Source organism: Halobacteriovoraceae bacterium (assembly GCA_020635115.1).
Classification (GTDB): Bacteria; Bdellovibrionota; Bacteriovoracia; order Bacteriovoracales; family Bacteriovoracaceae; genus JACKAK01.
Window position 1 is genome coordinate 32,381 of sequence record JACKAK010000004.1, and the last position, 21,061, is coordinate 53,441.

The 21,061-nt window shown below is 33.9% G+C and carries 19 protein-coding genes; 17 read left to right on the forward strand and 2 right to left on the reverse strand.

The annotated features are described in order from the left end of the window. Positions 1 to 8 precede the first annotated feature (8 nt). Both H6622_06665 and H6622_06670 read left to right on the forward strand, forming a co-directional pair. The gene (locus H6622_06665) at positions 9 to 2,357 is read left to right on the forward strand and encodes a hypothetical protein (GenBank protein ID MCB9061186.1); all 2,349 of its coding nucleotides are present in this window, start codon (positions 9 to 11) and stop codon (positions 2,355 to 2,357) included. 144 nt (positions 2,358 to 2,501) lie between these two features. Next, on the forward strand, positions 2,502 to 3,317 hold the full coding sequence (locus H6622_06670; protein MCB9061187.1) for a hypothetical protein: 816 nt from the start codon (positions 2,502 to 2,504) through the stop codon (positions 3,315 to 3,317). On the opposite strand, the gene H6622_06675 is transcribed toward H6622_06670, so the two are convergent. Next, a complete protein-coding gene (locus H6622_06675) occupies positions 3,285 to 3,926 on the reverse strand; it encodes a dephospho-CoA kinase (GenBank protein ID MCB9061188.1) in 642 nt (213 codons plus the stop codon). The two genes, H6622_06670 and H6622_06675, sit on opposite strands and share 33 nt — an antisense overlap. After that, on the reverse strand, positions 3,910 to 4,743 hold the full coding sequence (mazG, locus tag H6622_06680) for a nucleoside triphosphate pyrophosphohydrolase (GenBank protein ID MCB9061189.1): 834 nt from the start codon (positions 4,741 to 4,743) through the stop codon (positions 3,910 to 3,912). The genes H6622_06675 and mazG overlap by 17 nt, the downstream gene beginning before the upstream one ends. 60 nt (positions 4,744 to 4,803) lie before the next feature. On the opposite strand from mazG, the gene ybeY reads away from it, so the two are divergent. The 15 genes from ybeY to H6622_06755 all read left to right on the forward strand — a co-directional run bounded on the left by ybeY (position 4,804) and on the right by H6622_06755 (position 21,006). Beyond that, a complete protein-coding gene (gene ybeY, locus H6622_06685) occupies positions 4,804 to 5,331 on the forward strand; it encodes an rRNA maturation RNase YbeY (protein ID MCB9061190.1) in 528 nt (175 codons plus the stop codon). A 66-nt stretch (positions 5,332 to 5,397) separates the two neighbouring features. Further along, the gene (gene prfB, locus H6622_06690; GenBank protein MCB9061191.1) at positions 5,398 to 6,480 is read left to right on the forward strand and encodes a peptide chain release factor 2; all 1,083 of its coding nucleotides are present in this window, start codon (positions 5,398 to 5,400) and stop codon (positions 6,478 to 6,480) included. 6 nt (positions 6,481 to 6,486) lie between these two features. Then, positions 6,487 to 7,686 carry an ABC transporter permease gene (locus H6622_06695; GenBank protein ID MCB9061192.1) on the forward strand — a complete coding sequence of 400 codons (1,200 nt, stop codon included), beginning with the start codon at positions 6,487 to 6,489 and terminating at the stop codon, positions 7,684 to 7,686. After that, on the forward strand, positions 7,686 to 8,345 hold the full coding sequence (locus tag H6622_06700; GenBank protein ID MCB9061193.1) for an ABC transporter ATP-binding protein: 660 nt from the start codon (positions 7,686 to 7,688) through the stop codon (positions 8,343 to 8,345). Before H6622_06695 ends, H6622_06700 begins: the two co-directional genes overlap by 1 nt. Before the next feature lie 243 nt (positions 8,346 to 8,588). Then, positions 8,589 to 10,799: an outer membrane protein assembly factor BamA gene (gene bamA, locus H6622_06705; protein MCB9061194.1), complete on the forward strand. Its 2,211-nt coding sequence runs from the start codon at positions 8,589 to 8,591 to the stop codon at positions 10,797 to 10,799. 35 nt (positions 10,800 to 10,834) lie between these two features. Next, positions 10,835 to 11,341: an OmpH family outer membrane protein gene (locus tag H6622_06710; GenBank protein MCB9061195.1), complete on the forward strand. Its 507-nt coding sequence runs from the start codon at positions 10,835 to 10,837 to the stop codon at positions 11,339 to 11,341. A 9-nt stretch (positions 11,342 to 11,350) separates the two neighbouring features. Next, entirely contained in the window at positions 11,351 to 12,367 is a 1,017-nt protein-coding gene (lpxD, locus tag H6622_06715) for a UDP-3-O-(3-hydroxymyristoyl)glucosamine N-acyltransferase (protein ID MCB9061196.1), read from the forward strand. 23 nt (positions 12,368 to 12,390) lie between these two features. Beyond that, positions 12,391 to 12,879 carry a beta-hydroxyacyl-ACP dehydratase gene (locus H6622_06720; GenBank protein MCB9061197.1) on the forward strand — a complete coding sequence of 163 codons (489 nt, stop codon included), beginning with the start codon at positions 12,391 to 12,393 and terminating at the stop codon, positions 12,877 to 12,879. Positions 12,880 to 12,889: 10 nt separating this feature from the next. After that, on the forward strand, positions 12,890 to 13,678 hold the full coding sequence (lpxA, locus tag H6622_06725) for an acyl-ACP--UDP-N-acetylglucosamine O-acyltransferase (GenBank protein MCB9061198.1): 789 nt from the start codon (positions 12,890 to 12,892) through the stop codon (positions 13,676 to 13,678). 14 nt (positions 13,679 to 13,692) lie between these two features. Further along, a complete protein-coding gene (locus H6622_06730; protein ID MCB9061199.1) occupies positions 13,693 to 14,637 on the forward strand; it encodes a Gfo/Idh/MocA family oxidoreductase in 945 nt (314 codons plus the stop codon). Next, positions 14,609 to 15,769, forward strand: a complete 1,161-nt coding sequence (gene lpxB, locus H6622_06735) for a lipid-A-disaccharide synthase (GenBank protein MCB9061200.1) — start codon at positions 14,609 to 14,611, stop codon at positions 15,767 to 15,769. Before H6622_06730 ends, lpxB begins: the two co-directional genes overlap by 29 nt. Then, positions 15,770 to 16,834 carry a tetraacyldisaccharide 4'-kinase gene (gene lpxK, locus H6622_06740; protein ID MCB9061201.1) on the forward strand — a complete coding sequence of 355 codons (1,065 nt, stop codon included), beginning with the start codon at positions 15,770 to 15,772 and terminating at the stop codon, positions 16,832 to 16,834. It abuts the gene before it with no gap. Positions 16,835 to 16,843: 9 nt separating this feature from the next. Beyond that, entirely contained in the window at positions 16,844 to 17,944 is a 1,101-nt protein-coding gene (locus tag H6622_06745; protein ID MCB9061202.1) for a DUF3108 domain-containing protein, read from the forward strand. Positions 17,945 to 17,946: 2 nt separating this feature from the next. After that, positions 17,947 to 19,089 (forward strand): glycosyltransferase, encoded by a 1,143-nt coding sequence (locus tag H6622_06750; GenBank protein ID MCB9061203.1) that lies wholly within the window; start codon positions 17,947 to 17,949, stop codon positions 19,087 to 19,089. 195 nt (positions 19,090 to 19,284) lie between these two features. Then, positions 19,285 to 21,006, forward strand: coding sequence for a 30S ribosomal protein S1 (locus H6622_06755; GenBank protein ID MCB9061204.1), 1,722 nt, complete (start codon positions 19,285 to 19,287; stop codon positions 21,004 to 21,006). The last annotated feature ends 55 nt before the right edge of the window (positions 21,007 to 21,061 follow it).

The window sequence follows — 21,061 nt, forward strand, 5'->3', positions numbered from 1 at the left end:
AGGCCTCTATGAATAATACTGTAAAACGATACACCTATTGGATGTCTATTTTCTTATTTTTGGCCCTATTTGGTGCTAGCAGCTATTTTGCTTACCATTTATGGAAAAGTGGTTCTATTTCAGTTGAAGGAATAGCTCGAGTGATTGAGAATTCATACTTGATTGAAAATGAACGCAAAACTGATCGACCAAAATTAATTCAAAATAATATTGACCTTGATAGAGTCAGAGAAGCGTTAACAGAAGTAGATGTATTGAATAACCAATATAAAACATTTTCAGAATTTGTAGCTCAAGATGAAGCAATCAAAAATAAATTTGAAACGAGTTTAAATGAAGTAAAAAAACATGTCATGTCACTTCTGTCAGTTCCTGAACTTCCTCGTTTAGTTGGTGTTATTTGGGACAAGATTGTAAATTTTCAAACATTTGTAATGAGCAACAATTGGAAAACACTTACTAGAACGACTGAAAGAATAAGAGTTAAAATTTCAGAGACTAAGAGTAAGAGAAGTGGAATATATAAATATAGACAAATACAATCTGCCTATAGTGGTATTTTAAATGAATTTTCAAATATGGAATCCATCACTGAAACATCTGTACTTACCAAAACAGAAAAAAGTATTATCTTTGCAAAAATTAATGGCATGAAAAATGATCTTTCTTTGCTAGAAAAATATTTAACTGCGTTGAATGACTTTAATAATTCACATAAAAAATTGAGCAATGCATATTCTGAGTGGCTAGATGATTTATCTCCTAAAATAGCAGAACAAAAAATTGGATTTGAAAAAACAAGTAAAAGTATATTTTACGGTTTTGTCATATTATTAGCTTTTTGTATTTCAAGTATGATTATCCTTTTAATACTTAGAAAAATTGAAATCAAATCGACAACACAAAAGATTTCTAAGGAAGTATCTGATGTCGTCAATGAGATAGTAGTAAAAGGCAAAGATGATCCTAAAATGTCAGAAAAGCTTGCGGTAGATCTCTATAAAGACCTCCTTAAATATAGAGATTATGTCCATAAAAGAATGAGTTTTGGTTCAATATTTCAAGATTCTCTACCTTTTAGTTCAATTCTTTTAGATGTAAATTTGAAAGTGAAATGGGCCAATAAAAACTTTCTTGAAAATTGGAAACTTAGCAATTATAAAAATAATCTAGATGCACTTAGTTGGGATCATTTACAACGATTTACAAATTTAGGTGAAGAAGATCCCATTATTCAGGCCCAGAATTCAAATATTGCTGGAATTTACCAAATACAATTAAAAACAAGTGTTGATGATGAAGTCCTTCCGTATGAAATGTATGTATCACCAGTCGAAGTGAATGGTGCTACTGAAATTATGATTTTCTTTTATCCTCTTAGAAGTTTACAAGAAACTGTTGGTCACCAAACGAAAGCAATTGTTGGCCCAGTCAAAAAATCTCTTGAAGCAATGTTAGATTCTCAGTTTGATGATGAGTTTATTGAAAGAATACAAAAAGATTTTTATATAGCAGGTATTGATGAAATCTACTCACTTCTACGAAATCTAAACACCAAAAAAATTCAAAATTTCGAAGCATATGAAAATAGACTGAGTGAAAAAGATGAAATTATAGAGCAAAGTAACCACCTCATAAATGAAATGGAAAATGCTTTTGAAGAAACCAAGAACTATATTAATGAAGTCAAAAATAGCTTTGGCAATACAAAGCAATGTATTCTTAATATGATGCATACAAAAAGTGATATCTGTAATGACTTTGATGAAATAAATCAACAACTAAAAGAAACACTAAGTTCTTTGGATACATATGAGAAATCATACAAGAATCTACAAGAAGTTATTAACGAACATGACAAAGCTTTTCAAAATTTAGAACAGCAAAGAAGTGATTTTAAACAACTAAAAGAAAAGGCCGAAGATGGTAGATTGAAAGTGTTACAATCTGTAGACCAAACTCTTGTTTTTGGTAGAAGCGAAAGATATGACAAAGATAGAATTGAAGAATCATTGAATAATATTAAAATTCAAATAAGATCATACGATAAAATTATTACTTCTTTGTTTAAAATAATGGGACAAGTTGATGTAGTGGCCTCTAAAGTTGAACTTGTAAATCAGCAAAGGCCATTCACAAAAATACCTCTTCAATCTACTGGAACAATTCTGGCCAGTTCGAAAGATATTAAGGATGAGTTTGAAAATCATACAAAGAACTTTGATCAAAATGGAGAAACGATGATTGAGTCCTTAAAAGGGATGTTCTCTTCCTTAAAGAGTGCTGATCAGGTGGTAAAAGAGTCACACTACAATGTGAGATCTCGTCAAAATCCAAGAGTTTCAGCTGTTATTTGACGTTTATATCTCGATCGTAAAATCAACAAGTTGTCACTTTATTTTTAAAAGTATAGTGTCTTAAAACTAGTCATATAGTAAAAAATACTTGTTTAGTTTTTTAAAGTTTGATGAAAAATAGAAATTGTTGTAGTTTCCTCTGTTATGAAAACCTATAAAAACTTACTTTACTATTTATCAATTTTCTTAATCTTTGCAAGTCCAGTTCTTTCAAACGAAGAGAATTTCAAAATAGTAATCAATCTTGATGGTGTACTCAACAAATTAAGTAAATTTTCAGGGCCAAACGAATTTGAACAAATCCCCAGGGAGAAATGGGGAGAAGAGATAGAGAGAATTATTTTTCAAAATAAAAAATACCTTGGAAGCGTTGCAACTTATCCCAATCATAATGTTCATTTTCCAATTTTTAACTTAACTCCAAGTAACCATGATTTTTTACATGAACTTTTTTCCAGAACTCAATTGTCAGTAGACATATATAACTCATCAGACGAAAACGCTCCTACCGAAAACGAGGGCGAGATTCAATTTCAAAAGAAAGTATCCTATATCAAAGATCAACTTGATGAACTAACTAGAAGTGAAGGCAGTGTAAAGCATTTTTTTGAATACATCACTGATGATGCAAACGATGCAAGAAGAATGTTTGATGTGCTTGAACAATCGATGGAAGAAGGGCGTTGGAAATTTGTAGATATCGTTGTGACAACTTTTCAAGGAGAAGATTCATACCGTAGTAGGTCATTGATAAGTGTTGTGAACCCAAGTCGAAGAATCGTCTTAAGAAAAACCAATACAAATGATGCTAGCGAAGTTGTTAAAGAATTGTTACCTGTTAAAAGATATTCAATTCTCGACAAAACTTTTAATAAATCTCAACGTCTTCAGATCATTGAACGTATCAATGAGATTGCTAAAATGGCATCATGCCAAGAAAATCTCAGTTATCAAAACTGACTCTATCGTCCGCTTCAGATCATCCAATGAACCATCATTTTGGATAACAAAATCACTATTTCTTACCTTAAATTCCAAAGGCATTTGTTGAGCAATAATTTTTTTTGCCAGATCTTGTGAAATCTTATCTCTTTCACACAATCTTTTAATTTGATTATCCTGTGATAGATTCATTGTTACAACCAGATCAAATTTTTCTTTTAAGTTGTTTTCAAAAAGCAAAGGTATATCATAAATAATGAAATGATCTTCAGAACTGATCTTGGTCTTCATAATATTTTCTAGTTGAGGATGAAGGTATTTTTCAAGCTTAAGTTTTAAATTATCCCGTTCAAAAACTAACTCTCTTAGAAGTTTGAAATTGATGTTTTCTTCTGAATTGATAACTTGTGGCGCAAGGGATCTGATAAAGTCCTTGGTGGCCTTTTTCTGATAGATTTCTTTTATCATCTTATCTGCACATATTACCTTAATTCCTTTGCTTTCTAGATAATTTGCCACAAAACTTTTTCCAGATGAAATTCCTCCTGTCAAACCTATGACTGGCACTTGTAAACCATAGATTCTCTCATTTGGAGTTAACCTGATGTACTCACTTTTTAGTAGCATTCTTTTCTTCTTTCTCTTTTAGTTTGGCCAAATTCCAAAAATGATCTATTTTTTCTTGTTCAAGCTTTTCAAGCTCCATATTTTCCTCTTCCATTAAGGACTCCATTGAGCGAAAGCGCTTTAAAAATTTTATGTTCGCTTTTCTTAGAGCTAGCTCTGCATTTAGCTCTAAATGTCTGGCCAATTGAACTGCTGAAAATAGAAAATCACCAAACTCCTCCTCAATCGCATCTTTATTGACAATGATACCCTTATACACTTCTTCTTTAAGCTCTTGCCACTCCTCTTCAACCTTGTATGCCACCTGTAAGGGAGTTTCCCAATCGAAGTTAACTCTTCCACTTTTTTTGCCTATTTTTTCCGAACAAATCAGTGAAGGATAAGCAAGAACTTCATCATTAATTCGGGTCGAAGTATCTTTCCCTTTTTGTTTATTCTCAGTATTTTTTATCTCATGCCAGTTTTCTTTGATTTCTTCTATTGAGATATTATTATTTCCCTTAAAGACATGCGGATGCCTTCTTATCATCTTTTGTGTCAAATTATTTGCTATATCGGCCAAAGTGAACTCACCATCTTGTTCAGCAATAATTCCATTGAGAAGTACTTGCAATAATATATCCCCTAACTCATCCATTTGATCTTGTGAAGAACCATTGTTAACTGAGTCTACATATTCATAGCTTTCTTCAACGGCGTATTGAGCAAGTCCTTTTCTTGTTTGCTTAAGATCCCATGGACAACCTTCGATTGGATCTCGTAGTTTTTCTACAACTTCTATTGCTTTTTTCAGAGCGGCCATTTTTATATCAATCAAAATTCATCCTTCAGTCACAGAGTACTTGTCTATCGGTCAGTTTCAACCTAAGTTAGCAAAATGGATAAACTAATTAAAGCACCATCTTGTATTCTTAATGTGAATTCAACCCTAAAGCATGACTATACAAAATTGTTGAGAGTCTTGGGAAAAACGCTAGTCGTCATAGAACCGTTCCTTCATGGTAAAAAAATTGCTGGAGAATCTATTATTCTTAAAAAACAAAATTTTATTTCTTTAAATCTCGTAATGTGCGGAGCAAAAAAAATCCGTTCACTCAATAAACTTTACAGGGATAAAGATAAAAAAACCGACGTCTTATCTTTTCCAGTTCATGAATCTTTAAGAACTCCACAACAATTACCCTCTAAAGAAGTTGAGTTAGGAGATATTTATATTTGCCACGAAGTGGCCATGAAACAATCAATTGAGTTTAATATTAGTTTTGAACAAGAAGTGATACATCAATTCATTCACGGTCTTTTACATTTAGTTGGCCATGATCATGAAGTCTCACAAAAAGAAGCTCAAATAATGTTCAGACTCGAAGACACTCTCGTTGAAATGATCTATAATCAAATTTATTAAAAGGGATATAAATGGATGACTCATTAAAAATTCAAGTCGAAGAAAAAAATTCACTTCTTACAAAATATGAAGATCGATTCAAATCTTTGCGGAGGGCACTTTGAAATTGATAAAAAATCTGAACGCCTAGAAACTATCTCTCAAATGGAGGCATTGCCAGGTTTTTGGGAAGACACTGAACATGCTTCGAAAATTCAAAAAGAAAAATCTCTCCTAGAAGAAGTCGTAAATACCTATAACTTTTTAGAAGAACTCTGGGAAGAATCTGAAATCTTATATGATTACGCAATAAACGAAGGTGATGAATCTTCTGGCCTAGAATATATTGAGTGTTTCGATAAATTTATTAAACAATTTGAAAAATCTGAACAGAAAGTACTTCTTTCTGATGAAATGGACCCTAATAATGCTATCGTTTCAATTAACGCTGGTGCAGGTGGAACAGAATCTTGCGATTGGGCCAGCATGCTCTATCGAATGATCTCCAGATGGGCCGAAAGAAAAAAATTTAAAACTCAAATTCTCGATGTTCAAGATGGTGAATCCGCAGGCATCAAATCTGTCACCATGACAATAAATGGCCCCTATGCCTATGGCCTTCTCAAATCTGAAATTGGCGTGCACAGACTTGTCAGGATTTCTCCATTTGACTCGAACGCAAGAAGACACACCTCCTTTGCCTCAATCTTTGTTTCCCCTGAAGTTGATGATGAAATTGAAATCGAAATCAATGATAAAGATGTAAAAATTGATGTTTTTAGATCAGGTGGAGCAGGGGGACAGTCTGTTAACACAACAGATTCTGCTGTAAGAATAACTCACTTACCAACAGGAATTGTGGTTAATTGTCAGAATGAAAGATCTCAGTTGCAAAATAAACAACAGGCCTTTAAAGTTTTAAAATCAAGACTCTATGACTTGGCCATGGAAGAAAAAAGAAAAGAGGCCGAAGAACAAGAGGCCACAAAAAAAGAAATAGGTTGGGGGGCCCAAATTAGGTCCTATGTTCTTCATCCTTACAAATTGGTGAAAGATCACAGGACAAACTTAGAAAATGGAACTCCTGACAAAGTCCTTGATGGTGATTTGGATGGGTTTATGGACTCTTTTTTACGTTGGAAAGTACAAAAAACTATTAAGGAAGAATAGTCGATTATGGAAGCCTATCTAAAAATATTTAAAATATTTTTGTCTTTTAAAGGCATGTTTAGATTTTGTACGGCAGTAGTTGTTGGAGTTTCATTTTCCATGGCCGTCATATTATGCACGATTGGTTTAATGGATGGATTTGTGGAAACTTTCCACAAAGGACTTCAAGGCCAATCTGGCCAGTTTTACTTTTATTCTGATTATGGGTTTTTTGAATTTGATGATTCACTTAAAGAAAATCTGAGAAAAATAGGTAGTCGTGAATATGCCCAGATTGTTCAAACTCAGGCATTTGTTGTTGGAGAAGGACAATCCAGCGGTGTTCTAGTCTATGGTATAAATCCTACTGAATATTCAAATGTCGTTTCAACTAAAATTGAAAGCTTAAAAAAAAATGAAATTGTCATCGGAGAAGAACTCGCGAAAAGAATGGGTTTGAAAGTTGGAGATAATCTCGTATTAGCTCTTGCAAAAGGTAATCAGAATATTTCAGAACTTCCTCTTCTTCAAAGTTTTAAAGTCTCTTCCATTATTAATCATGGAATTTTTGAAAAAAACCTACGTTCAGTCTATTTGAATCTTTTTCATGTCCAAAATCTTCTCAAACTTAATAATCGAATCAACCTTGTAATGTTCAATGGTAACCAAAAAAGTAATGTCGATTATAACAACTATGCTGAAGAGATAAAAAAAGATTTTTATAACACCTTCGAAAGTCATTTTTCAATGAGAACTTTTTGGCAGGAATACTCTTCAATATTATCAGCTGTCGAAACTGAAAAGTTTATGATGGGGCTCATTTTACAACTCATTGTTGTGATTGCAGTTATTAATGTGCTGGCCTTTCTTATTTTTATCAGAGAGGAAAAAGCACGTGAAATTTTCCTACTAAGAGCTCTTGGAGCAACTCTTAAAACCACCCATATCATTTGGTATTCTCTTATGGGAATTATTTGGCTTTTTTCTTCCGTCTTATCTTTGGCCTGGTTAAAAATATTTAACTTCTTACTTGGAAACGTATCCTTCTTCAGACTACCACCAGATATCTATCATTTGACAGGCACAATTCAACTTAACATGAGTGGAAAAGATTATTTTCTAGTCTATGGAATTTCCCTCCTATGGATCTATATTATTTGCTGGTTTGGACTATTAAAATATAAAAAATTAAGCGTTTTACATGGACTGCGCAGGGAGTTTGTCTGATGTCTTTAATAGAAGTAAAAAACTTAGTGAAAACCTATGGAAAATCTACTGCTTTAAATAATTTTTCATATAATTTTGAACAGGGTAAACAATACGCTATTCAAGGAGCATCAGGCTCAGGTAAATCAACACTGCTCTATATGATTGGAGGACTTGAAATTCCAACCGCCGGAAATGTGTATATAGAAGGGAAAGACCTGATGAAACTAAATGACTCAAATCTGGCCCAATATAGAAATCGATTTGTTGGTTTTGTTTTCCAGTTTCACTATCTTCTGTCCACTATGAAATGTATTGATAATATTCTCCTTCCCTCTAAAATTGGTAGCGTAAAAGGAGCAAGTTCTGTGAAAGACTTAGTTCTATCTTTGGCCAGAAAACTTGGCGTACTAGACTGTTTAGATAAATTTCCATATGAACTCTCTGGCGGAGAGCAACAGAGAATTAACTTAATTCGCGCGATGTCATTAAGGCCAAGAATTTTACTCTGTGACGAACCAACCGGAAGCCTAGATTCAAAAAATTCGCAGAATGTTACCGAATTAATTAAGGGCGTAGCAAATGAACTCAAGGCCACGTTGATTGTAGTTACTCATGATAATAATGTAGCATCAAAATTTGATACACGATTAATGCTAAGTGACGGTCATTTAATTTAAACTTAACTTCGTATATATATCGACTCATAGCAACTATATACAATGAAAATTAGTCTAGTAAGATCGTTGGATTATTGATAACTTCTACGGACATTTTTATGAGCAAGCAGGTTTCCAGTGAGTGATGGAGAGTAGATGGTTTGTAATGCCAAGTGTACAAGACTGAAATTTTTTTATTTTATAATTATATCATTACTTTCGTTTTCGATTTATGCATTAAGTAATCTCGGTCCAAAAATTGATTTGTTTAAAGTTGATGAGATTCGTATCGTTGGTGCTAAAAAAGTCGAACAAGAGGCCATTACTGAAAAGCTCTTGGTCCAAAAAGGAATGGTTTTAGATAACTACCTTTTACAAGAAGATATTAAGAGAATTTACAGTATGAACTACTTTGAGTTTGTTGAGGCCCACCAACTCACTCAAGGAAATAAAAATATTCTTGAATTTAAATTAAAAGAACGACCTATTATTTCAAACATCAAAATTGTTGGAAATGATCAAATTGATAAATCAGATATCGAATCTCAAATTAAATCCAAACAATTTAATATTTTAGACACTTCCAAAATCAAATCAGATGTTAAAGACATTTTAAAATTTTATGAGGAAAAAGGATACTACCTTGCAAATGTCACTTACGAGGTAAAAAAAATAAACGAAGAAAATGTTGACCTCATTTTTAATGTTTCTGAATCAGATAAAGTTAAGGTTAAAAAAATCATTTTCCTTGGGAATCGAGGTATAGATGATAAGACTCTTAAAGACTTTATGTTAACCAAAGAAGAAGACTCATTTTCAATGATGAACGACAGCGGTGCCTTTAAAGACTTTTTCTTCCAGGCCGATTTAGAAAGAATTAAGTTCTTTTATATGTCTAAAGGTTTCTTGCAAATAAATATTGGAAGTCCTCAGATCACTGTATCTGAAGATAAGAAGTGGATTTTTATCACTATGCAAGTTACTGAGGGCCCTCAATTCAAAATCAATTCAATCTCTTTTTCTGGGGAACTTCTTTTCGAAGAAAAAATTATCCGAGAGACTCTATTGTCCAAGAAAGATGATTTTTATTCAGAAGATTTAATGAGAAAAGATGTGAACGCTTTAACCGAAATATACCAAGACAAGGGTTTCGCTTTTGCAAACGTCTTAAAAACAATAAAAAAAGTACCAGGTGAAAATAAAGTAGATGTTCAATTTTCTTTCGAAAAAGGTGATTTGGCCTATTTTGGAAAAATAAACATCATTGGAAATAGTAAAACTCGAGATAAAGTTATTCGTAGGGAACTTAAAATTAGAGAAGGCGTTAAATATTCTGGTTCTGCTCTAAGAATTTCAAAAAGTAACGTCGAAAGACTCGGTTTTTTTGAACCTGGTAGTGTAGAATTCAATACAACTACCCCCAAAAATAAACGAGATACACTTGATGTCGAAATCAGAGTTAAAGAAAGAAACACTGGACAAGTTACCCTCGGTGCAGGTTACTCCTCACAATCAAGTTTCTTCTTCCAAGGGAGTATTCAGCAATCAAACTTCTTAGGAAAAGGTCAGATCTTATCAGCTAATCTTAATTACTCAAAAGATAACACTCAAGTAAGTTTAAATTTCACTGAACCATACTTCAATGATTCACAGTGGCTCCTAGGTGGTTCTGTCTTTGTCACAAATGATAAATCTTCAAATTCTCTAAAAGAAGAAAGAAAAGGTTTTTCACTTAGAGGTGGACACCCCCTGTTTGACTATACGCGCGCTTATATGACTTATAAATTAGTCGATACTGATATCTCAGGGGTTGTATCAAACCAACTTATTAATGAATCATTAGAAAAAGGTATTGCTTCTTCCATCCAATTTGCTATCGAAAGCGATAAACGTAATAACCGATTTGAACCAAGTGGTGGATATTATATTTACAATTCATATGAAATCGCAGGACTTGGTGGAACTAAAAAATGGTTTCTAATGGAACTTGATAGTCGATACTACAAGAGAGTTTTTGGAGATTTGGTCTTTCGATCACGTTTTCATGCCAAAAAGCTTTTTAAAGTTGATGGAGAACCTATCCCTTTTACACAAAAACTTTATCTAGGTGGACCTAAAGATCTTAGAGGGTTTAATATTGAAGGGGTTGGACCTCAAGTACTTATTCCAGATCTTTTTGGTAATATTATTAGAAGAAACGCTCGAGGTCTTTTTTCTATGTACACAAACTTCGAGTTTGAACACCCCCTGGCCAGAGAAGCAGGGCTCAAATGGGTTGTTTTTGTCGACGCAGGAAATGTTTTCAGCAAATACCCCGGAGATGGCAGCACAAATCGGATCAGAACCGATTATGGGCTTGGTTTAAGATGGTTCTCTCCGATCGGTATTGTTAGACTTGAGTTTGGATTCCCAATTGACAGAAGAGGTTATGAAAAATCGAAACAATTTTACTTTGATCTCGGACAAATCTTCTAATAGAATGTTTTAAATTATTTACCAGGAGAGTATAAATGAAAATGTTAACAACGCTGGCCATGATTTCTTTGGCCTGGAGTGTTCAAGCAAAAATACTTGTAGGACAAGTAAATGTTCAAAAAGTTCTCGTTTCTATAAAACAAGGACAGAAAGTTAAAAAAGAACTAGAAGATTCATTTAATGAAAAAAAGAAAATTCTACAGGACGAAGAAGCAAAAATTCGTAAGGCACAAGAAGAATTCCAGAAAAAAGGCCTCGTGATGAACGATCAGGCCAAGGCCAAAAAACAAGAAGAATTACAAAAAATGTTCTATTCATTTCAACAACAGCAAATGAAATTCAATCAAGAAATTCAAAAGCAAGAAGCAGATTCTAAAAAACCTATTTTAGATAGACTTAAACCAATTATTGATTCTGTATCAGAGTCTAACAAAGTTGATCTTACAGTTGAAGTGAGTACTACACCTGTTTTATATGCTCAAAACTCAAAAGATCTTACATCAGAAGTCATTGCGGCCTACGATAAAAAACACCCCAAATAGATTTAACTCATGAACGTTGGCGAAATTGCTTCTTTATTGGAAGCAAATGTAGAAATTGAAGTTAAAGGGAATACAGAACTTGAAATTGTAGGTGTAAAGGATATCTTTAACTTTGCACCTAAAAATGTAATTTTCATTAGAGATATAAAATTTCTGATAAAATTCAAAGAAAACACACCAATCAGCAAAGACTTTTTACTACTCATTGTCAAGAAAGTAGTCGATGGGTGTGAAAAGTCTGATCTTGATTGGCTACTGAGTCTCTCCGAAGCAACAATCATTACTTCAGATTTTTCTAGAACAATTTGCATTTTAACTAAAGCATTCTACGATGAGAGAAATGCTTCCCTCAACGAAATGGTTGATTCAAGACAAATGGGAACTTCTCGTATTCATCCAACTGCTTGGATTGCACAGAATGTCTTCATCGGGCAAAACGTTGTGATCGAAGAAAATGTTAAACTACATACTGGTGTTGTTGTATTGTCTAACTCTACTATCGGCAAGGGATGTGAAATTTTCCCAAATGTTGTTATCCAAAGAAATGTTGAAATAGGGGAGAACTGTACAATCCAATCCAACTCCACCATAGGCTCCGATGGGTTTGGCTATGAATTTATCGACGGAAAACATCAAAGAATATATCACTTGGGTGGTGTGAAAATTGGAAGCAACGTTGATATAGGTCCAAATTGCACCATTGATCAAGGCACATACTCACCTACTACAATTGGAGATGGTTGCAAATTAGATGACCACGTCCATATTGCGCACAATTGCTCTTTAGGTAACCATTGTTTATTTTGCGGACATGTTGCCATCGCAGGAAGTGTTAAAGTTGGAAATTATGTTGTACTCGGAGGGAAAGTTGGCGTTTCTGATAATGTTTATATTGGCGATGCATCCCAAATCGCTGCAGGTGCTTTAGTCACGAAGTCTTTTCCGGCCCAAAGCTTACTTGGTGGTTTTCCAGCTCGAAAACATCGCGATTGGTTAAAATCACTCGCAAAAATTAATAGGTTATAAAGTTTTTGTAGAGGAGTTAAAATATGTATTACTCTAAAGAAATGGTTTTGAAGTTTCTGCCACATCGTGATCCCTTTCTTTTTGTAGATTACGTTCTCGATATTACCAAGGACGGAAAAACCATTCCACAAGAAGAAACAATTGATTCTAAAAATGCAATTGGAAGTATCGTAACAGCTTTTTACAAAACAAATGCTGAACATCCTATTTTTTCAGGTCACTTCCCAGGGAATCCAATTCTTCCTGGAGTTGTTCAAGTTGAAATTATGGCACAGGCCTCTGGATTTATTATGACTAAAATCATTCCTAATCCATTCGAATCTGAAATCGGTATGGCCCTCATGAGTGTTGAGAAAGCTAAGTTTCGTAAACCAGTCCTTCCAAACATGGAATTAAAAATTGAATGCACTTGTGTAAAATCCAGAGGAAAAATAATGGAACACGAATGTAAACTTTATCATAACAATGAACTTATGTCAGAGGCCACATTACTTGCGGCCATTCAATACTAGTGGGGATTAAATGATTCATTCAACTGCTGTTATCAATGAAAATGCCAAAATTGGATTAGATGTTAAAATTGGACCTTATTGTGTGATTGGCCCTGATGTAGAACTTGGTGATGGATGCGAACTACGTTCACACGTTGTTATAGATGGCCATACCAAAATCGGCAAAAATAATAAGTTTTTTACTGGATGTATCATAGGTGAAATCCCTCAAGATCTTACTTATAAAGGAGAACCAACCAGAGTCGTCATTGGCGATAACAACGTCTTTCGAGAATTCGTTACAGTTCATCGAGGAACAAAAAAAGATCGCGAAGAAACAACTTTAGGAAGTAATTGTCTTTTTATGGTTCATTGCCATTTTGGACATGATGTCGTGGTTGGAAATAATTGTATTTTTGCCAATGGTGCTCAACTTGCAGGCCATGTAAAAATTCGTGACAACGTAATTCTAGGAGGCGGTTGTGTAATCTCACAATTTGTTACTCTAGGTGAAGGCGCATATATTGGTGGTGCAACCGCTATAAACAGAGATATCCCCATGTTTTGTACGGCCTATGGAAACCGTGCAAGACTAAAAGGGATCAATATTATAGGAATGAAAAGAAAAGGTTTCTCCAAAGAAGTCATAAATGAGGTTGTAGATTTTTTTAGAACTGTCGAATCTTCAGCACTTTCTTCGCGTTCATTTGTAGATAATCATGAGTTTATGGCAGAATATGAAGGAAATCCGATCGTGAACCAAATGGCCAATTTTATAAAAGAAAGTAGTATTGGAATTGCTCCATTTATGTCACTTTAATCGAAGAAGGTAATATGAAAAGGCCTCGAGTTATACTAATCGGCCACGGCCATCTCGGCAAATGGCATGCTCAAAAAGCATTTCAATCGGAATATTGCGATTTCGTTGGAATCGTCGATATTAATGACTCCAATTTGGAAGCCGCAAAAGAAGCATATCCTGCTATTGAACATGTTTCAAAACTAGAATTAATTGAAAATGAGTATGATTGCGCAATTATCGCGACTCCTACGAGCTATCATTTTGAACTTTGTTTGCAACTCATTGAAAAAGGCAAACATATTTTTGTCGAAAAACCAATGACTTCCACCATCGAAGAATCCAGAGAAATTGCTCAAAGACTTAGAAATACAAATATTGTTTTTCAAGTTGGTCATAGTGAACGATGCCACAAGGCCTGGGAAATTCTCAAAAAAGAAATCCAATCTAGTCGAGGTCCTGCAATTATCCAAGTTGATAGATATGCACCTTTTAAAGGAAGAGCAATAGATGTTGATGTTGTTCAAGACCTTATGATCCATGATTTGGATATACTCTATTATTTGCTAGGGGAAAAACCACTCGCAGTTAGTGCTCAAGGATTAAAAATGAGAACTCTTCACTATGATATGGTAGAGGCCAGAATTGAATATCCCGGAGAAAAACATGCCGTAATAACTGTTGGGAGAAATCATACTGAAGAAATTAGAAAGCTCCACATACTAAATGAAAAAGGGGCCATTTCTGTTGACCTTATGAATTGTGAAATACGTCGAGCTCTAGGTAGTGCAACTAAAAATTTTGTAGAAATTGAAAAATATGAAAAAAGAGATCATCTTCAAATTGAACAAGACCATTTTTATAAGTCCATTCGGTCTGGAGAAAAAGTTTTAGTTCCAGTATCAGATGGAGTTGAAATTGTAAGGCAAATTGATCTTGTTCTAAAATCAATTGAAACACGTCAAGTACAAGGCCCTTAGTCACATGCAAGGTAATTGTCTTATCATCGCTGGAGAAAAATCAGGAGAAGATCATTGTTTAAGTTTTTTCAATAGGCTTAAACAAAAGGTTCCTGATGTCCACTTCTGGGGGGTCGGGGGAGACTCGATGGCCTCCTTGGGATTTGAGAATATTTATCATCTTACAGATTTTAGCTCATGGGGCTTTAGTGCAGTTATTAAAAAAATTCCCTTTTACAAAAAAGCTCTTGAGAGAATTGAGAATGAAGTCATTAAGAGAGGAACTCAAATTGCTATTTTGATAGACTATCAGGGATTCAACTTAAAGCTGGCCCAAAGACTTAAAAAGAGAAACGTAAAAGTTCTGTATTATGTTGCTCCACAGGCATGGGCCTGGAAGGCCTATAGGGCAGAAATTTTAGAAAAAAATGTCCATACCCTTTTTACAATCATTCCATTTGAAAAAAAATGGTTTGAAGACAGAGGTGTAAAAAGAGTGAAGTCAATTGTCCATCCTCTAGTAGAAACTTACAAGGATGAACTACCCAAAAAAACTAAAGTTTTTCATACTGGCCATCAAATCAAAATACTATTATTACCCGGAAGTCGCAATTTTGAAGTCGCTTCACTTCTACCCGAATTTGTGAACGCAATCCAATACTTGAAAAAATATAAACTCGACATAGAGGTTGCATGCGTTTGCTCATCAAGTGTCAAAAAAGAGAACTTTTGGAAAATATCAAATATTGAAAAAATAAAAATCTATAATGATAAAGAATTGGCCAATGCCCTCAATTGGGCCGATTTATGTATTGCTTCTAGTGGTACTGTGACCCTTGCGTGTGCATTATTTCAGGTTCCAACTGTCGTCACCTATATTGTCTCGCACTTTAACTATTTTATCTATGAAACACTCATCCCTTATAATGGTTTTGTTTCCTTAGCTAATATCGTGCATCAAAAAGATTTGTTTCCAGAATTTATACAAAACCATGTTTCTGGTTATAATATTGCAAATGCTTTATTAAAGTGGATTAATAATCCCACTTTTACAAATGAGCTTATTGGAAAGCTAAAAGATACTGTCAATCTATTGGAACATGATAGTATAGATGTTCCTAGTTATATGGCCAGTGTTATACATGGAGAATAAATGTCGTCATTTATTTACACTCTCAAACTCATTTTTCTCTCTCCCCTGGCCTTTTTGTGGGAAAATGTATATCGCTTTCGAAGATTTGCTTATCAACTAGGGGTTTTGAGTTCTAGCGAATTCAAAGTACCCATTATATCCGTTGGAAATATTTCATTTGGGGGAACAGGTAAAACACCTTTTACTATGTGGCTTGCAAAATATTTTAATGAACTTGATTTAAAGACAATGATTCTAATGCGTGGTTATAAAGGAAAACTTGAACACGGAAGCGGTCTGCTGAAAAGTGGTAAAAAACTTGGATACAATCCTGTAGATTTTGGGGATGAGGCCATACTATTTGCTAAAACTTTGGATAATGCCTCTATCGTTGTTGGAAAAAATAGAACTGAAAACCTCAGATATTATTTTCCAAAGGAACGCCCTGATATAGTGATTCTCGATGATGGGCATCAACATTTAAAGCTAAAAAGAAAACTTAATTTTGTCCTATTTGATGCAATGATGCCTCTTGCACAATATAAGGTTGCTCCATTAGGTCTATTAAGGGAAGGAGTAAGTGCCCTAGAGGATGCTGATGTTATCGTTTTGGGAAGAACTGACCAAGTTGAAACTAAGCAAGTCGACGAACTGAAGGATTTTATACAAAAAAATACACTGAAAAAACTGGATTTTGCAGAAATTTCATACAGGCCAAGTGGAGTATATTCACTTAATTATAAACTTAAGTATTTACCAGATCAGTTGAAAGATAAAAGATTTATTTGTGCAGCTGCAATTGCCTCACCAAATTCTTTTTTTAATTTGGTGGAATCTCTGGGGGCAGTCATTGTTGAAAAACTAATCTATCCAGATCATCATTACTTTAATCAAAAAGATGTTGAAGAATTATTAACTCTGGCCATCGAAAATGATGTTGAAATTTTAACAACTGAGAAAGATTTAGTTAAACTTAAAAAGGTAACCCACGATAAAAGAATAAACTTTCTAAGTGTCTCGGTAGAGTTTCTCAATGGAGAAGAAATCGTAAAGAAAAAAATCCATGAAATTCTAACTACAATATGAGGTTAAAGAATGTCACTTCAAAATTTTTTTTTAATTCCACTTACAATTTTAATAATCGTAAGTTGTGCCAGTGGTGAACGTGTTCCAGTCGAGGTTGATGAGTCAGATCTTGTTGAAAAATTTGATTTAAAAGACAAACGATTTGATAAATTTTTAACTAAACCCAAAGAAGTTGAACTACCTATAAAAAAAGAAATACTAGAAAAAAAAGTGAAGCAAAAGAAAACTCCAAATGAGAAAACAAACTCTAAAAAAAATAAGAAATCAAAAAAGCAAAAAACAATAGTCGAAGAAATTACGAAAGTGGATGAAACAATCGTTACAAAAGAAAATATATTTCCTGATGACTACCCGGAAGATTACAAGAAATTTGACTCAAAATATAGTCAGTTTTGGAAAAACTTTAAACCAACCTATTTTGAAAATGAGAAAATGGTTATAGATGCTAAGTTTATGGGAATTTATGTCGGTACTCTTGAATTGATTACTGGACCTGTCGTTTCTATTGCAAATAAGTATGCTTTTTCTCTTAAAGCAATTTTGAAATCTGCTAAATATTATTCATATATATATAGTTTAAACGATACTCTTGAATCTTTCGTTGAAATAGAGAATTTTTTGCCAATCAAATTTGTGCTAAAGCAAAGAGAATCAGGACAAGAAGTAGATGATTTACAATTATTTGATTGGGAACAGAAGAAAACTTTTATGTGGTATAAAAGAGTTAAAAATGGGAAAACCAAAGAAACTGAAGTATCAAAATATATCCCTCAGTATTTTCAAGATTCTTTTTCAGCACTTTATTTTGTGCGAGGACTACCACTTAAGATCGGAGAAATGTTTGAGTTTCCAATTGTGAGTCGTGGAAAAATTTGGCTACTAAGTGCAAGTGTTGATAAAGTCGAAGATATTCAGATTATGAATAATAATATTAAAGCTTTCAAAATTAAGGCAGAAACGAGGTTTCCTGGAGTATTGGAAAAAACTGGAGATATCATATTTTGGTACTCTGCTGACCATTATAGGAAACTTCTTAAATTTGAAGCAAAAGTTAAACTTGGTACAGTCTCTGGAGAGTTGGTAAAATACGAATCAGGAAAGAAGATCTAATTATGATCAATCTTGAGAGTATAATGCTCGTAGGTCTCACAGACGAGTGGACATTAAATGAAAAATTTTTATTCGAGTTTATTACAGTTCTCAATAGATCTCACGTCAATGTACATTTTTTTTGCTATAAAGATTCTCACATCGATAAGAAAGTAAAAAGTCTTAAAAGCAGGGTAAGAGTTTACTATATTCATCGACAAACCAGTTTTTTCTATCAAATGTTTGCCTTCAGACGTTTTTTTAAACGTTTTAGAGTTCAAATAGTCCATTGTTTTGAATCAAAATCTATTCTCTCTATAGCAGTTGCCGTAAATAAGTACCCACTCATTCCTTTTCTGTTTACTGATCTCACGTGTAAATCTACTTTTAAGCATAATTTCTTCTCGCGGGTATACATAAATAGAGTAGATAGAATTATTACATCTTTTAATGAACTCATACCCTATATACATGAAAAATACTCCTACCCAGTTAGAAAAGTAGAACAATTTGGTGTATTGTTAAAAAAGAAAAGAAAAACTGATTTCAATAAACATGACTTAAGAGAAAAAATTCTATTTGAAAAAGAAGACTGGTTAGTGGGGGCAAAGTGTACGAGAGAAACAAAAAATATTGAAGAGTTACAATATTTTATTTACACATTTGAGAGTTTAAAGAATCAAAGAGTTGAAGAAGGAAAAGTAGCACTCATATTATTTTCAGAAAGAGAATGGGAAGAATATCCCTTTTTTACTGAATTAAAAAACATCCTGGCCATAGAGAGAATAGAGAATATTCACTTTGTCACAACTGAAGATATACCTGGTTACTTTGAAGAGATAGATCTATGGGTTATGCATTCTTTGGATGAAGGAATAGAAAAATCGTCTTTAAACGCTCTAGTTAATGAAGTACCTGTTTTGGCACCTAGATCGGAGATGGTTTGTGAATTTAATCAAAGAAATCATTTTGTCATAGAAACTTTCAAATTTAATGACTCAAGAGAATTACGAAAGAAGATTATCCTGTGTTTATCTAACAATAAGCAAATTTTGGACAAAGTCATAAAATATAAAAAAAACTATAGCAAATATCGATATCATGACGAAAATCTACACGATCTGTACGTAAAACTCATTACAAGAAGATACAGATATCATGCGTGAAAACTCTATCCATCATTTAGTCAAATAATAGTTAAAAAATACTAATAGACATATTGCGTTAGCAAGCAAAATTACTTGTAACTTTTTTACTAAAATCAAGAGATTAGTTTACATATCAACGCTTGGCAACTATAGTGGCGCCACACAAAAAAGTCCTTCAGTAGAAGGCATTAATGAAATTGTTGGAGTGTTAATATGACACAAGAGCTAAAGCAGAAGTGGATGGAAAGCTTTGACGTTGTTTTCGGAGACGACGTAGAGACCACTGAACACACAGAATTTTCCATGATTTTTGAAAAGGAGAAATCTTCTTCTTTCACAGAGGGTGAAGTTTACATGGGTAAAGTCATCTCTCTCAACGAAGACTTTGTAACTGTCGATATCGGTTACAAACAAGAAGGTCTTGTACAGGCCAAAGAATTTCAAAACTATGACGGATCTCTAAAGGTTACAGTTGGTGATGAAATCGAAGTCTACCTTGAGAAATTAGAATCAGCGATGGGGAACCTCGTTCTTTCTAAAGACAAGGCAGAAATTCTCAAAGCTTGGGATAAAATTTCTGAAGCTTGTGAGAAAGGTCTACCTCTTGAGGGGACAGTTATTGCTAAGGTTAAAGGTGGACTTTCTGTCGATATCGGCGTGAAAGCATTTTTACCTGGTTCGCAAATTGACCTCAGACCTACAAGAAACCTTGACAAGTACATCGGTAAAAAGATGGAATTTAAGGTTATTAAATTTAACAAGAAAAGAGGAAACATCGTTCTTTCAAGACGTGCTATTCTTCAAGAAGAAAGAGGAAAACTACGTCACGAAATTCTTGGGCAAATCCAAGAAGGCATGATCGTTAAAGGTATCGTTAAAAATATTACTGATTACGGTGCTTTCATTGATCTTGGTGGTATTGATGGACTTCTTCACATCACAGATATGTCTTGGGGCCGTGTAAAACATCCTTCAAGCATTCTTGAAGTCGGTGACGAAATCGAAGTTAAAATCCTTAAATTTGACGCTGAAAAAGAAAGAGTTTCTCTCGGTCTTAAACAAGTTCAAGCTAATCCATGGGAAGAAGCTAAAGCAAGATACATTGCTGGTACTAAAGTTTCCGGTGAAATTGTCTCTGTTAAAGACTATGGAATCTTTATCGAACTTGACGACGGAATTGAAGGTCTTATTCACGTAAGCGAAATGAGCTGGACAGGGAAAATTAAAAATCCACAAAAAGAATTTGTAGCTGGTGATAAAATTGAAGCTCAAGTTCTAGAAGTCGATGTTGAAAACAAGAGAATCTCTCTTGGATTAAAGCAACTACAAGAAAACCCTTGGGAAGCAATCGAACAAAAATATCCTGTAGGCAAAAAAGTTGAAGGGAAAATCAAATCTATCGTAGATTTTGGTATGTTCGTAGACCTTGGTGAAGAAATTGATGCTCTTATTCACGTTTCAGACGTTTCTTGGACTCAGAAAAATATCAATCTCAATGACTCCTACAAAGTAGGTGAAACTGTTGAAGCAATGGTTCTTTCTGTCGATAAAGAAAATGCTAAGTTCTGCCTAGGTATCAAGCAAACTAAAGAAGATCCTTGGAAGAAAATTGAAGAAAGACTTCCAGTCGGAACAGTTGTTGAAGCTGAAGTTGTGAGAGTTACTGATTTTGGTGGATTTGTTGAACTCGAAACTGGAATCGAAGGTCTTATCCATATTTCAGAGTTATCTGAAGATAGAGTTGAAAAACCTTCTGATGTAATCACTAAAGGTGACAAAGTTAAGGCCATGGTGATTTCTATTGATAAAGATGCGAAAAAAATCGCTCTTTCAATTAAATCAGCTGTAAATGCAGATGCAACAACTTCTTATGTTGAAGAAACTAAGACGAAAAGTGCCCTAGCTGACCAGCTTAAAGGACTTAAAATAGAATAATTTTACCGAATCTTTCGGAAAAATACTAAGGGCCACTTTTGTGGCCCTTTTTTTT

Bases quoted from the DNA above. Each gene is read 5' to 3' on its own strand.
- H6622_06695 (MCB9061192.1), top strand. From the start codon at position 6,487: ATGGAAGCCTATCTAAAAATATTTAAAATATTTTTGTCTTTTAAAGGC.
- H6622_06720 (MCB9061197.1), top strand. From the start codon at position 12,391: ATGTATTACTCTAAAGAAATGGTTTTGAAGTTTCTGCCACATCGTGAT.
- H6622_06675 (MCB9061188.1), bottom strand. From the start codon at position 3,926: ATGCTACTAAAAAGTGAGTACATCAGGTTAACTCCAAATGAGAGAATC.
- H6622_06700 (MCB9061193.1), top strand. From the start codon at position 7,686: ATGTCTTTAATAGAAGTAAAAAACTTAGTGAAAACCTATGGAAAATCT.
- prfB (MCB9061191.1), top strand. From the start codon at position 5,398: ATGAAGATCGATTCAAATCTTTGCGGAGGGCACTTTGAAATTGATAAA.
- H6622_06670 (MCB9061187.1), top strand. From the start codon at position 2,502: ATGAAAACCTATAAAAACTTACTTTACTATTTATCAATTTTCTTAATC.
- H6622_06730 (MCB9061199.1), top strand. From the start codon at position 13,693: ATGAAAAGGCCTCGAGTTATACTAATCGGCCACGGCCATCTCGGCAAA.
- lpxK (MCB9061201.1), top strand. From the start codon at position 15,770: ATGTCGTCATTTATTTACACTCTCAAACTCATTTTTCTCTCTCCCCTG.
- lpxA (MCB9061198.1), top strand. From the start codon at position 12,890: ATGATTCATTCAACTGCTGTTATCAATGAAAATGCCAAAATTGGATTA.
- ybeY (MCB9061190.1), top strand. From the start codon at position 4,804: ATGGATAAACTAATTAAAGCACCATCTTGTATTCTTAATGTGAATTCA.
- H6622_06745 (MCB9061202.1), top strand. From the start codon at position 16,844: ATGTCACTTCAAAATTTTTTTTTAATTCCACTTACAATTTTAATAATC.
- lpxD (MCB9061196.1), top strand. From the start codon at position 11,351: ATGAACGTTGGCGAAATTGCTTCTTTATTGGAAGCAAATGTAGAAATT.
- H6622_06750 (MCB9061203.1), top strand. From the start codon at position 17,947: ATGATCAATCTTGAGAGTATAATGCTCGTAGGTCTCACAGACGAGTGG.
- H6622_06665 (MCB9061186.1), top strand. From the start codon at position 9: ATGAATAATACTGTAAAACGATACACCTATTGGATGTCTATTTTCTTA.
- H6622_06710 (MCB9061195.1), top strand. From the start codon at position 10,835: ATGAAAATGTTAACAACGCTGGCCATGATTTCTTTGGCCTGGAGTGTT.
- H6622_06755 (MCB9061204.1), top strand. From the start codon at position 19,285: ATGACACAAGAGCTAAAGCAGAAGTGGATGGAAAGCTTTGACGTTGTT.